Here is an 11993-nt window from a genome sequence, read left to right as displayed (position 1 = left end):
AGATTCCAGCGCGGGTGTTCCTGCCAGGCCGGGCCCAGGTGACGGGATGACCGCAGCTTACTATTTTTGAATAAATTTCCCGAACAGTGTTGCGACATTAAATGTATGTACATATATTTGCAGCACTTTCCGGCTTCCCATGCAGCTCATGAAAATCGAAGACGAAATCAAGCAGCGGGCTTTCAAGGATGAACGCCAGAAAGCCTACATCAACCTGGTATTTACGGCCGGGTGGTTGCAGCTGCGCCAGAGTGCCATGTTCAAAGAGTACGGCCTGACGTTGCCGCAATTCAATATTCTACGCATTCTGCGCGGCCAGCACCCCAAGCCGGCCACTGTAAATCTGCTCATTGAGCGTATGCTCGATAAAACCAGCAATGCCTCGCGCATCGTGGACAAGCTGGAGGCCAAGGCCTTGGTTACCCGCAAGGTGTGTCCTAGCAACCGCCGGGCCGTGGACATCCGCATCACGGAGGCCGGCCTGGAGCTGTTGCGCCGCCTAGATGAGGTCATGCAGGTGCAGAGTATTGGCTTGCACAACCTCACCCCCGAGGAAGCAACCCAGCTCAGCGACCTGCTCGATAAAATCCGGGACTAGCCCGTGGTGTTTTCTCTGATATCATTTTCTCTCCCTTTTCTCTTTTGTTTCTACATCCCATGAAAAAAATGTTTTTGCCGGCCTTGCTGGCTGCTTCTCTGCTGGCCGCTCCGGCTTTCGCGCAAAAGCCCGCTGTTAAAAAAACCAACCCTGGCACTGAAAAGGCCGCCGCTGCTTCCTACGCCCTGCAGCCGCAGCTGAGCACTCTGGGCTGGGTAGGCAAAAAAGTAACCGGCCAGCACAACGGCAACGTGCAGTTCAAAGATGGTAACGTGCTGGTGCGCGGCAATCAGATTGTGGGCGGCACCTTCACCGTGGACATGAACTCCCTGAAAGTGGAGGACATCAAGGAGAAGGAGTACAACGATAAGCTGGTGGGCCACCTGCGCTCGGAAGACTTCTTCAGCATTGATAAGAACCCGACGGCAACCTTCAAAATCACCAGCCTGGCTCCGCTGAAGGGCGACGCCAACGGCAACAACGCCACCGTAACCGGCGACCTGACCATCAAGGGCATCACCAAACCCGTGTCCTTCCCGGCCAAGGTAGGAGTGAAAAACGGCGTGGCATCAGCCAGCGGCACCGCTACCATCGACCGCACCAAGTACGACATCAAGTACGGCTCGAAGTCGTTCTTCGAGAGCATCGGCGACAAAGCCATCATGGATGATTTCACCATGAGCTTCAACGTTATTGCCAAGAAGTAAGCCCCCTGCTCTGCACGAGCTAAAAAGCCCCGCTGGCGCGTGCCGGCGGGGCTTTTGGCTTAGTGGGCCGGGCTGGTTTGCCGTTGCAGCATTTGCCGGTGCAACTGGCCACCCAGGGCCGGGGTGGGCGTGCGGGTGGGTGGTGCTGAGAGGTTGCGCAGGTCGTAGCGGAGCCAGTAGGGGGCGTCGGCGGCCGTGAATTCCTGGTCGTGGTTGGTGTCCGGGCGTACTTCCACCAGTAGCAGGGAGGTAGGGGGCAGGTAGTGGCGGCTTTGCAGTTGGGTGCCGTCGGGGGTAAGCTGGCGCAGGTGTTGTCCGCTGCGGTCCGAGGCGAAGAGGGTAGTGGCATCCTCCTCGTCCTGCTCCTGGTCGGCGTTGGTATCGGCCTTGACGACGGTGTAGAACAAATAGGGCCAGCGGCTGTCCGGTTGGCGCTCGTCGTCGATGCTGGTGAGCACAAAGCGGCCGTGGGGGAGGAGCAGCCGCTGCTCCGCCGGCCCCGATTTGCGTAGAAACAGCACGTTGTAGCAAGTTCCCTCAATGCCGGAGCGGCCCTCCGAGCTGCTCCCGTAGGAACTGCCCGAGTCGTAGGTGCGGCTGGGCGAGGAGCCGTCCTGAGATAGTACCGAAACGGGCTGGTAGTAGTAATCGGTGCTGTCGAGGTCGACAGGCGTGTTGTAGTGCACCCGGTAGTCGCGGGCCGCCTGCTGCACGGCCGAGGCGTTGGGTGCAGCGGGGGTAGGGGAGGTAGCCGCGGGCGGGCCGCCATCGGGGGTGCAGGCGGCCAGGGCGCTGAGCAGCGCCAAAGGGGTAGTTAAGCGGATAGAAAACATGCTGGATACTAGTGAGCCAGCAAGTAACTACCTAGTCAGGTAACTCCAGTTCCCGGGGCAGCTCAAACTTCAGGCTGCGGCTTTTGGCGCGGGCATGCAGCTGCTGCAGAAAATCGTCGAGTTCAGGCTTGTATTCCAGCCAGAGGTCTTCGTGCAGGTTCTGCAGAATCAGCTGGGCTGTACGCGCCGCCAGGCGGGCCGTGCTGGTGTAAAAGCCCGCATAAACGCTCTCAAACTGCCCGGTGTAGTTCTCAAAGATGTGGCGCAGCGTATACAGGTTCAGGTCGACTTCCAGACGCTTATCCTTGGTGATGCGGCGGGCGCGGGCCACTTCCTTGGTGGCTTTCTGCAGGGCCTTGGTAAGGCTGCGGTTGAGCAGGCGGCCGGTAGCGCCCACGGCAAACAGCTCATGAATCTGGTCGGAAGCCTGCTCAAAGATGGTTTCCGTGGTCACGTCGGGCAGCAGCTCGAAGCTGAGCGTCTCGTACAGTTCCGCGTCGCGGCGGGCCGCCCGCAGCAGCAGGGCTTCCTTTTCTTTATCGGAAAGGCGTTTAAGGGCGCGCTTGAATTCGGCGGACGGAACAGGCATAGGTGGGTAGGCGAAAAGAAAAAAAGAAAGCGGCGGGCGGGAGGCCAGGCAGGTCCGCTGGGGCAGTGCTCTTCCCCTTGCGGTAGCGAAGCCTACACCAGGCGGGCAGCGTGGTTCGGCGCACCCAGCCATCTTCCTTGGCATCGGTGTTTGGCCTTGCGCCGCGGTCCGCCAGGAAGCGGTGGTTCGGAGCTGCAAAAATGGCGGCAAGCAAGCAGAATCTTTCAAAATCCAAGAAACGATTCAGCACCTCAACGGGTTATACTACCCAGACCGGAACGATAAAACCCGGTGTTTTGGCCGTTTCTCCGTATTTTTACGCCATGAACAGCAACCCGCAAATCGAGTACGACGAGGACGTTCTGCTCCTGGAAGAAACCATTGACGTGCGCGACCTAGTCGTGTACAACGATGACATTAACACCTTCGACCACGTCATCAAAACGCTTATTGACGTGTGTGGCCACGAGCCCGAGCAGGCCGAGCAGTGTACCTTGCTTATTCATTACAAAGGCCAGTGCACCGTCAAGCACGGGGCCTATGACGAGTTGGCTGGTATGTGCACCGCCATTCACGACCGGGGTATCTCAGCCGACGTAGTATAACGAGTTTCCCGCCGATACATCGGTTCCCCTCGGTTTATCCGGGACCTGTCGGAGAGGGAGTAGTAGTTGGATACGGGCCTCTGATACGATACTGCACGCCCGGATAACAGGTCCGTTACTCTCTTCCTGACTTGAATGGAATCTTCTTCTACTTGAGTATTTACAAAGATTCGCGTGAGTTAAAATGCTGGCCGATACTGCATTTTGATGCTACCTGGAAACGAAAATAGTCTCACGAAAATGGGACTATTTTCGTTTTTAAACGGGACGCGGTTTTAGTGGTAGCTGAAAAACCAACTACTGAACTTCTCGGAGTTGGACTCTACGAGTTAGCAGTTCTGCCGGTCACCTTTTCCGGGCGTAACGAAAAAGAAGTCTATGACGTGTTCATGCGTCATAGTATGTCGTATATTTACGACATACTGCATACCCGTAGCATGACTTACGCCAAAACCTCCGACTTTACCCAGGAGCAACAGGAACTAGCCCGCGTGGCGAAAGCCCTGGCTCACCCGGCCCGCGTGGCCATCATCCAACTGCTAGCGTCTAAACAGACATGTATTTCCGGCGACATCGCCGCCGAGCTACCGCTGAGCCGGACTACGGTTTCTCAACACTTACAGGAACTCAAGGCCCTGGACCTGATCAGGGGGGAGATTGACGGGCTAACGGTCTGCTACTGCCTCAATATCGAGTTGCTGCGCAAGGTGCATGCGCAATTCACTGGCTTTTTCCTGGAAGCTACTTCTAACGGAGCCTGTGGCTCCGGTGACGGTTGCGCCTGCTAATACCTCTCCGTTCCACTCTTATTACCACTCAGCACATGGAAGCCTCTGTTTTTCCCCGGATGCACGTCTCGCTGTACGTCTCCGATCTGGCCAGCACTGTAAACTTCTACACCGCGTTCTTTGGCCAACCAGCTACTAAGATTCGCCGAGGCTACGCCAAGTACGTGCTGGACACGCCTTCGCTCCTCATTTCGTTTGTCGAAAACCCGGAGCGGGTACGTAGCAGCTTCGGCCACCTAGGGTTTCAGGTGGAAACCATCGAGCAATTGAACGAGCGACTAGCAGCGGCGCGGGCGGCTGGCCTGGTGCAGCGGGAGGAAATGGGGACCAATTGCTGCTACGCCAAGCAGGATAAATTTTGGGTGAGCGACCCTGACGGCGTGGAGTGGGAGGTATATTACTTCCATGAAGATGCAGAGTTCAACGACCCACGTTATCAGGAAGAGTACGACCAAGCTAATGGTAACAGCCAGTGCTGTATCGCTCCTGCTGCTAAGGGAGTTGCTGCTGAAGCCCCGGCACCCGCGCCGCTGGCCTTCACCCTGGTAGAAACCACTACCAAGTCCGGCCCTACTTGCTCTCCTGGCGGGGAGTGCTGCTAACTCTGGAACTCCAGCGGTAACACTATGACGATTGCCTTCTTCTCGGACGTTCACGGCAATTTGCCCGCCCTGGAGGCTGTGCTAGCCGACCTGGACCGTCGTAAGCCTGATATGGTGTTCTGCCTGGGTGACTTGGTGGGCTACGCTCCCTGGCCAAACGAAGTCATTGCCGAAGTTCGGCGGCGGGGTATTCCTACCCTGGCGGGTAACTACGACCAAGGCATTGGGCTAGCTAGCTCCGAATGCGGTTGCGCTTATACAACCGACGTAGAAAGGGACCTGGGGGCGCAGAGCATTGCGTTTACTAATGCAACCGTCGGTGCCGACGAGCGCCGGTACCTGCGGTACCTACCAAAGCATATGCAATTGGATTTCCAGGATGAACCCGTTACGCTGAGCTTGCTGATGGTTCACGGTTCACCACGCCGCATTAACGAGTACCTGTTTGAGGACCGGCAGGAAAAGAGCTTTTTGCGGGTGCTGGAAGACGCCAATGCCGACGTATTGCTATTCGGGCATACCCACAGGCCGTATCACCGAACCTTCGCCTATGAAAGCAACGGCGAAACTCGGTACCGTCATGCCCTGAACATCGGCTCAGTAGGAAAACCCAAAGATGGGGACCCTCGGGCCGCGTACTTGCTCTTGCACCTGAATCAGGAGACGCAGTTGACAAGCCCAACGAGCTTACGCAGCGAACTAGTGAGGGTGGAATACGACGTGGAAAAAGCGGCACAAGCCGTAGAAGCCAGTGCGTTGCCTAACCAATATGCCGACATGTTGCGTCGGGCCTATTAACTCTTTCTCATCATGAACATCGAACTTTACTCCCTGGCACAAGAGCACTGGCCCGAGGTGCGAACCATTTACGAGGAAGGCATGTCCACGGGTAACGCCACCTTCCAGACGGAGGCACCGGAGTGGGATACCTGGAACCCGGCCCATTTACCACACAGCAGGCTCGTAGCTGTCGGGGATGGCCGCGTCCTGGGCTGGGCGGCGTTGACACCGGTTTCGGGCCGGTGTGTTTACGCCGGAGTAGCTGAGGTAAGCGTGTATGTAGCCGCCGCTGCCCGTGGCAAAGGGGTAGGATACAAGCTCCTGGAATCGTTGGTGGCAGAGTCCGAGCAGAACGGTATCTGGACCCTGCAAGCAGGTGTCTTTCCCGAGAACGTCCCGAGTATTAAGCTACACGAATCCCTCGGTTTTCGCACGGTGGGCTACCGTGAGCGAATTGGGCAAATGCGGGGCGTCTGGCGCAATACAGTGTTACTGGAGCGCCGTAGTCAGGTCGTTGGTAGTGAGCCTGAATCCCAGGCCATCCATGAGCACGCATAGTCCGGAGGCTGCACCGGCATTTGCTGTGGCACCAAAAAAGCTCTCCAGGCTTGACCGTGGCCTGACTCTGTGGATTTTCCTGGCAATGCTACTCGGTGTAGCCTTGGGCTACTTCGTGCCCGGCATAGAGCAGGCCATTGATTACCTTTCCGTCGGTACCGTTAACGTTCCGATTGCCGTGGGCCTCATCCTGATGATGTACCCGCCCCTAGCGAAAGTGAAATACGAAAAGCTCGGGCGGGTATTTCAGAACATCCGCGTCATTGGGCTTTCCTTGCTGCTAAACTGGGTTGTGGGGCCGCTGCTGATGTTTGGTCTTGCCGTCTGGCTGTTACCGGATCGGCCGGATTACATGATTGGGCTTATTCTTATCGGTATTGCTCGGTGCATTGCAATGGTTCTCGTGTGGAACGACCTTGCCGATGGTGACCGGGAATACGCTGCTGGCCTTGTCGCCTTAAACTCGGTTTTTCAGGTTCTGTTCTACAGCCTACTAGCCTGGCTTTTCATTACGGTACTACCGCCGCGCTTCGGCCTGAAGGGCTACAGCGTGAACATGGGCATCTGGGACATCGCGCAGAGCGTGTTGGTGTACCTGGGTATCCCGTTTGCCGCTGGGTTTCTTTCTCGCTACCTGCTACTGCGGCTGAGAGGGAGTACATGGTATGAGCAGGTGTTCTTGCCCGCCATCAGCCCGATAACTCTCGTGGCCCTGCTGTTCACCATCGTCATCATGTTCAGCCTGAAGGGAGAACTCATCGTGCGAATTCCCCTGGACGTAGTGCGGATAGCAGTACCGTTGTGCCTGTACTTCGGCAGTATGTTCCTGCTGAGCTTCGTTGCTGGCAAGTACCTGGGGGCTGGCTACGCGGAGAACACCAGCATTGCCTTTACGGCTACGGGCAACAACTTCGAGCTGGCAATTGCCGTGGCTATCGGTGTTTTCGGCCTGAACTCCGGGCAAGCCTTTGCTGGTGTGGTCGGGCCGCTCATTGAGGTTCCGGCGCTGCTAGCACTAGTGAACGTCGCATTCTGGTTCCGGCGTCGGTGGTACTCCAGCACGTAAGGTCCGTGTGCCTGTGTTAAACAGCAAGCCTCATCCGGCTAGCTTCATGTTGTCTTGTCTATCACCGTCTCGAAGTCTGCGAGGGGAGCATCTATCTTTGCGTTGTTCTCCGGAAAATAGGTGTCTTCGGGACTGATTTTGCCGCTTTGGGTGTTACAATGAGCTGAATCTACCTGTCTGCCTGTTGCGTTCAACGTTTCCACGCCTTTCATGTCACGATATACCACGTACACAGTTTCTAGGCCGCTTTTGTCCTGCTGCCCCGTACCTTGTAGAACGTTTATGAAGAGGAAGGTAAGTTTTTTAGGAGGAGAGCATAGGTAGTTGCGTAGTCCCACAAACCTGTCTAAAATCAGTCCGCTTTCAGCTGTTTGCCTTTAGTAAATATCTGAAAGCCAGAGGTAAAAAGAATATACATGGAATTCCCTTCCAAACTGATAGAAAACGCCGTGGGCGAGTTGTCGAAGCTGCCGGGGGTGGGCAAGAAAACGGCCTTGCGGCTGGCGCTGCACCTGCTCAAAGCCGAGGCCGACACTACCGCTACTCTGGCGGAGTCGCTGGCCAAGATGCGCTTCGAGATTCGCTACTGCGACACCTGCCATAACATTTCCGATACGCCCGAGTGCAGCATCTGCGCCAACCAGCTCCGCGACCAGAGCACGGTGTGCGTGGTGTCGGACATTCGCGACGTAATTGCCATTGAAAATACGGCCCAGTACCAGGGTATGTACCACGTGCTCGGGGGCGTGATTTCGCCCATTGAAGGCGTGGGCCCCTCAGACCTGACCATTGACTCATTAGTGGAGCGCGTAACCAAGGAAGGCTCCGAAATCCGGGAGGTGATACTGGCCATCAGTCCTACCATGGAAGGCGACACCACGGCCTTCTACCTCTCACGCAAGCTCCGCGACCTGCCCGACCTGCACGTAAGCACCATTGCCCGTGGTATTCCCATGGGCGGCGAGCTGGAGTACGCCGATGAAATTACTCTGGGCCGCTCCATTGTGGAGCGCCAGCGCCAGGCGCGCTAACGCGCTGCTGAAAACCAAAAAAGCCTCACCGTAGCCGGTGGGGCTTTTTTGGTTTGGGTAACCGCAACGCGTGGCGGAGGCGTTATCAGGTTGCATGGTTCAATAGTCCTGATTTGTGCTTCTGCCCCTGCCTTCAAAAAAATGCCTGACAGACTAGCAGTTCTGGGTTCTGGCGCCTTCAGCGCAGGAAACCTCAGGGCGAAAAGCAGGAGTTGGTACGCTTCTCCCGGGCGTATACAGCAGGTCTGTCTGAAACTCAGCAAGGGTAGGAGAGAAGGTGCCGGGCAGCCATAACGACGTGCAAAAGGACCGGGTAAGAGTCGGCGCGAAGGCACCAGGATAGCAGGAAGCAACGGCGCTCAGAAGAAAGCAGGGGCATGCTTGCGGTGGAGGGAAGCAGGCTATTGACTTGGTGCCGTGAAGCCACTGTACGGGTAGTTTGTCTTAGAACAGAGAGACTCTGCTTACCTTTCGCGGCCTTTCCTGCTTTGCTGCTGTGCCGCCCGCCCTCACGCTATCCGTCATTATTGTCAACTACAACGTCTGCTACTTCCTGGAGCAGGCGCTGCTCTCGGTGCGGCGGGCGGTGGAAAAGCTCGGCCGGCCCGTCGAAGTTTTCGTGGTAGATAATAACTCCGTGGACGGCTCGGTGCAGATGGTGCGCAGCCGGTTTCCGGAAGTTATCCTCGTTGAAAACAAAGACAACCCCGGCTTCTCGAAGGCTAACAACCAAGCCTTGCGCCGGGCCCGGGGCCAGTACGTGCTTCTGCTCAACCCCGATACGGTAGTGGAGGAAGACACCTTCCGGCTGTGCTGCGAGTTTATGGACCAGCACCCGCAGGCCGGTGGGCTAGGCGTAAAGATGCTCGACGGACAGGGCATGTTTCTGCCGGAAAGCAAGCGCGGCCTGCCTACCCCCTGGGTGGCCTTCTACAAGATTTTCGGGCTAGCCAAGCTGTTTCCGAAGTCGCGCCGCTTTGGGCGCTACCACCTGGGCTTCCTCAGCCCCGAGCAAACCCATGAAATAGAGGTGCTCAGTGGGGCCTTCATGCTCATGCGCAAGGCAGCGCTGGACCAGGTAGGCCTGCTAGACGAAGATTACTTTATGTACGGCGAGGATATTGACCTCTCGTACCGGCTTACCCGGGGTGGCTGGAAAAATTACTACTACCCCGGCACCCGCATCATTCATTACAAGGGGGAGAGCACCAAGCGCACGAGCGTAAACTACGTGTTTGTGTTCTACCGGGCCATGGTCATTTTTGCCCGCAAGCACTTTGCGCCGGGCCGGGCCGGCACCTTCAGCTTCCTGATTAATCTGGCCATCTGGCTACGAGCCGGGGCCGCCGTGGCGCAGCGGCTGCTGGCGCAGGCCGCCCCCGTGCTGCTGGATGCTGGCCTGCTTTACGGGGGCATGTACTTCCTGAAAACCTACTGGGAGCAAAACCACCGCTACGTGCGCGTGCCCTACCCCGAGCAGTACATGGAAGTAGCCGTGCCGGTGTACGTGGCCGTGTGGTTACTTTCGGCCTTCTTCAGCGGCGCCTACGACAAGCCCACTCGCCTCAGTCGCATTGTGCGGGGCGTTTTTGTGGGTACGGTGCTCATTTCGGCGTTTAGTAATTTCCTGGATGCCTGGCGTTTCTCCAAGGCCCTGCTTGTGCTGGGCGGGGCGTGGGCCGTGGCAGCGCTGGCGTTGCGCCGGGCTGCCGCCAACTTCCTCCGCTACCGCACCTTCAGCCTTACTACCGAGCCCCAGAAAAACGTGGCTATTGTGGGCTCGGCCGAGGAAAGCCAGCGAGTGCGCTACCTACTGGAACACGCCGCCGTTCCGGCCCGGGTAATCGGCCACATTGAGCCGGGGCCGGGCAAGGCTAGCGCACCGGCCGACGACCTGCTGGGCGAAGTGCGCCAACTCGACGACATTATTCGCATCTACAATCTGAATGAGCTGATTTTCTGCGGGCGCGACCTGTCGGCCAGCCAGATTATCGGGCTGATGGTGGAGCTGCACCGCCAGCCTCCCGTGGAGTATAAAATCCTGCCCCAGGGTAGTGAATACATCATCGGCAGCTCGGGCAAAGACTCGCCCGGCGACTACTACGCCCTCGACATCCAGCTGAACCTGTTCCGGCCGGCGCAGGTGCGCGCCAAGCGCCTGCTCGATGTTACAGTGAGCGTGCTCCTGCTTCTGGCCGCGCCGGTAGTAGTGTGGGGGCAGCAGCACAAAAGCGGCTTTCTGCGCAACTGTCTGCGGGTGTTGGCCGGCTCCCGCACCTGGGTGGGGCTGCGCTACGCCGCGGCGCCGCGCCGCATGACCCGCGCCATCCTCTCGGCCGCCGATGCCGCTCAGTCTACTGCAGCGCCCCTCTCGGAAGCTACCCGGCGCCGCCTGGAGCTACTCTACGCCAAGGACTATGAGCCTGGTACCGATGTGGGCCTGCTGCTACGCTGCTTCCGCTGGCTGGGCCGGGAAAGCTAAGGAAGTTCCGGGAGCCGGAAAGGCCGTTTTCCAGGAACACTCCGTACATTCCGCGTACCTTTGTGGCCTTTCCCAACCCCCAGTTTGCTATGCCCGACGCTACTGCCCTCGCCCCCCTTGTTCTCTCCGACCGTATTAACGCCATGCAGGAGTCGCAGACAATTGCCATGGCCAAGAAAGCCCGCGAGCTGGCCGCCCAGGGCGTTGATGTGATTAGCCTGAGCTTCGGGGAGCCGGATTTTCAAACTCCGCAGTACATCAAGGACGCCGCCAAAAAGGCCCTCGATGATGGCTTTACCTTCTACACCCCCGTACCTGGCTACCCCGACCTGCGCCAGGCCATCTGCGACAAGTTCAAGCGCGACAATAACCTCGACTACAAACCCGAAAACATTGTGGTGAGCACCGGTGCCAAGCAGTCCTTGGCTAACGCCGTGCTCAGCCTGGTAAACCCCGGCGACGAAGTCATCGTGTTTTCACCCTACTGGGTCAGCTACGAGGAAATGGTGAAGCTGGCCGAGGGCACCACGGTGCAGCTGGTGGGCTCCCTGGAAAACGACTTCAAAGTAACGGCCGCGGAGTTGGAAGCAGCCATTACGCCCCGAACCAAGCTTATCATGTACTCCTCCCCCTGCAACCCCACGGGGGCCGTTTTCTCGCGGCAGGAGCTGAGCGCTATTGCGGAGGTAGTGGCCCGCTACCCCCAGCTCTACGTGCTGGCCGATGAAATTTACGAGTACATCAACTTTGTGGGGGAACACGTGAGCATTGCCCAGTTTCCTGTCATTAAAGACCGGGTCATTACGGTGAATGGCTTTTCCAAGGGCTATGCCATGACGGGCTGGCGCGTAGGCTACCTGGCGGCCAACAAGGAAATTGCCTGCGCCTGCGAGAAAATGCAAAGCCAGATTACCTCCGGCACCTGCGCCATGACTCAGCGCGCGGCCCTGGCCGCGCTACAAGGCGGGCGGACTTCAGCGGATGAGATGGTGGCAGCCTACCGCCGCCGCCGCGACTTGGTGCTGGAGCTGGTAAAAGACATTCCGGGGTTCCGTACGCCTACCCCCGAGGGGGCCTTCTATATCTTCCCCGATGTAAGCGGCTACTTCGGCAAAACCACTCCCGCCGGCGAAGTCATCAACTCGGCCATGGACCTAGCCTTGTTTATGCTCCATGACGGCCACGTAGCGGCCGTAGATGGTTCGGCCTTCGGGGCACCCACCTGTATTCGGTTTAGCACTGCCGCTGCCGATGAAAAGCTGCGCGAAGCCTTTATCCGCATCAAAAACAGCTTGGCCAAGCTAGAGTAACTACCGGGCTTTCCCTATCCCGTCCTGAGAGAGGCGGGCCGCCC

Annotated in this window: 13 protein-coding genes; 11 read left to right on the top strand and 2 right to left on the bottom strand. The window is 57.9% G+C overall.

What is annotated here, in order from left to right; genetic code table 11:
• The first annotated feature begins 148 nt into the window (after positions 1–148).
• Together K3G63_RS16020 and K3G63_RS16015 are read left to right on the top strand one after the other, a co-directional pair.
• On the top strand, positions 149–598 hold the full coding sequence (locus K3G63_RS16020) for a MarR family winged helix-turn-helix transcriptional regulator (protein ID WP_220615148.1): 450 nt from the start codon (positions 149–151) through the stop codon (positions 596–598).
• Between the two features lie 59 nt (positions 599–657).
• Positions 658–1305 (top strand): YceI family protein, encoded by a 648-nt coding sequence (locus K3G63_RS16015; RefSeq protein WP_220615147.1) that lies wholly within the window; start codon positions 658–660, stop codon positions 1303–1305.
• A 59-nt stretch (positions 1306–1364) separates the two neighbouring features.
• Here K3G63_RS16015 and K3G63_RS16010 read toward each other — a convergent pair whose 3' ends face one another.
• Complete coding sequence (locus tag K3G63_RS16010; protein ID WP_220615146.1) at positions 1365–2138, bottom strand: hypothetical protein; 774 nt, start codon at positions 2136–2138, stop codon at positions 1365–1367.
• Positions 2139–2169: 31 nt separating this feature from the next.
• Positions 2170–2727 carry a hypothetical protein gene (locus tag K3G63_RS16005; protein ID WP_220615145.1) on the bottom strand — a complete coding sequence of 186 codons (558 nt, stop codon included), beginning with the start codon at positions 2725–2727 and terminating at the stop codon, positions 2170–2172.
• 323 nt (positions 2728–3050) lie between these two features.
• Between K3G63_RS16005 and K3G63_RS16000 the strand changes: the two genes are divergently transcribed.
• From K3G63_RS16000 to K3G63_RS15960, 9 genes are all read left to right on the top strand, one after another.
• Complete coding sequence (locus K3G63_RS16000) at positions 3051–3332, top strand: ATP-dependent Clp protease adaptor ClpS (RefSeq protein WP_220615144.1); 282 nt, start codon at positions 3051–3053, stop codon at positions 3330–3332.
• Between the two features lie 437 nt (positions 3333–3769).
• Positions 3770–4120 carry a helix-turn-helix transcriptional regulator gene (locus K3G63_RS15995; protein WP_220615143.1) on the top strand — a complete coding sequence of 117 codons (351 nt, stop codon included), beginning with the start codon at positions 3770–3772 and terminating at the stop codon, positions 4118–4120.
• 35 nt (positions 4121–4155) lie between these two features.
• Entirely contained in the window at positions 4156–4722 is a 567-nt protein-coding gene (locus K3G63_RS15990; RefSeq protein ID WP_220615142.1) for an ArsI/CadI family heavy metal resistance metalloenzyme, read from the top strand.
• A gap of 24 nt (positions 4723–4746) precedes the next feature.
• On the top strand, positions 4747–5520 hold the full coding sequence (locus K3G63_RS15985) for a metallophosphoesterase (protein ID WP_220615141.1): 774 nt from the start codon (positions 4747–4749) through the stop codon (positions 5518–5520).
• Between the two features lie 12 nt (positions 5521–5532).
• The gene (locus K3G63_RS15980) at positions 5533–6060 is read left to right on the top strand and encodes a GNAT family N-acetyltransferase (RefSeq protein WP_220615140.1); all 528 of its coding nucleotides are present in this window, start codon (positions 5533–5535) and stop codon (positions 6058–6060) included.
• Positions 6047–7126, top strand: coding sequence for an ACR3 family arsenite efflux transporter (gene arsB / locus K3G63_RS15975; RefSeq protein WP_220615139.1), 1080 nt, complete (start codon positions 6047–6049; stop codon positions 7124–7126). The genes K3G63_RS15980 and arsB overlap by 14 nt, the downstream gene beginning before the upstream one ends.
• A 416-nt stretch (positions 7127–7542) precedes the next feature.
• A complete protein-coding gene (gene recR, locus K3G63_RS15970; RefSeq protein ID WP_220615138.1) occupies positions 7543–8157 on the top strand; it encodes a recombination mediator RecR in 615 nt (204 codons plus the stop codon).
• Between the two features lie 496 nt (positions 8158–8653).
• Positions 8654–10639 carry a glycosyltransferase family 2 protein gene (locus tag K3G63_RS15965; RefSeq protein WP_220615137.1) on the top strand — a complete coding sequence of 662 codons (1986 nt, stop codon included), beginning with the start codon at positions 8654–8656 and terminating at the stop codon, positions 10637–10639.
• Positions 10640–10728: 89 nt separating this feature from the next.
• Positions 10729–11949, top strand: a complete 1221-nt coding sequence (locus K3G63_RS15960) for a pyridoxal phosphate-dependent aminotransferase (protein WP_220615136.1) — start codon at positions 10729–10731, stop codon at positions 11947–11949.
• Positions 11950–11993: the final 44 nt, after the last annotated feature.

Source organism: Hymenobacter sp. HSC-4F20 (assembly GCF_019599275.1).
Lineage (GTDB): Bacteria > Bacteroidota > Bacteroidia > Cytophagales > Hymenobacteraceae > Hymenobacter.
The sequence above is the reverse complement of the archived record's forward strand: the minus strand, read 5'-3'. Positions and strand labels throughout refer to the sequence as shown.

Excerpts from the sequence above, each read along its gene's own strand:
- K3G63_RS16020 (WP_220615148.1), top strand. The coding sequence starts at position 149 with ATGAAAATCGAAGACGAAATCAAGCAGCGGGCTTTCAAGGATGAACGC.
- K3G63_RS16015 (WP_220615147.1), top strand. The coding sequence starts at position 658 with ATGAAAAAAATGTTTTTGCCGGCCTTGCTGGCTGCTTCTCTGCTGGCC.
- K3G63_RS16010 (WP_220615146.1), bottom strand. The coding sequence starts at position 2,138 with ATGTTTTCTATCCGCTTAACTACCCCTTTGGCGCTGCTCAGCGCCCTG.
- K3G63_RS16005 (WP_220615145.1), bottom strand. The coding sequence starts at position 2,727 with ATGCCTGTTCCGTCCGCCGAATTCAAGCGCGCCCTTAAACGCCTTTCC.
- K3G63_RS16000 (WP_220615144.1), top strand. The coding sequence starts at position 3,051 with ATGAACAGCAACCCGCAAATCGAGTACGACGAGGACGTTCTGCTCCTG.
- K3G63_RS15995 (WP_220615143.1), top strand. The coding sequence starts at position 3,770 with ATGACTTACGCCAAAACCTCCGACTTTACCCAGGAGCAACAGGAACTA.
- K3G63_RS15990 (WP_220615142.1), top strand. The coding sequence starts at position 4,156 with ATGGAAGCCTCTGTTTTTCCCCGGATGCACGTCTCGCTGTACGTCTCC.
- K3G63_RS15985 (WP_220615141.1), top strand. The coding sequence starts at position 4,747 with ATGACGATTGCCTTCTTCTCGGACGTTCACGGCAATTTGCCCGCCCTG.
- K3G63_RS15980 (WP_220615140.1), top strand. The coding sequence starts at position 5,533 with ATGAACATCGAACTTTACTCCCTGGCACAAGAGCACTGGCCCGAGGTG.
- arsB (WP_220615139.1), top strand. The coding sequence starts at position 6,047 with ATGAGCACGCATAGTCCGGAGGCTGCACCGGCATTTGCTGTGGCACCA.
- recR (WP_220615138.1), top strand. The coding sequence starts at position 7,543 with ATGGAATTCCCTTCCAAACTGATAGAAAACGCCGTGGGCGAGTTGTCG.
- K3G63_RS15960 (WP_220615136.1), top strand. The coding sequence starts at position 10,729 with ATGCCCGACGCTACTGCCCTCGCCCCCCTTGTTCTCTCCGACCGTATT.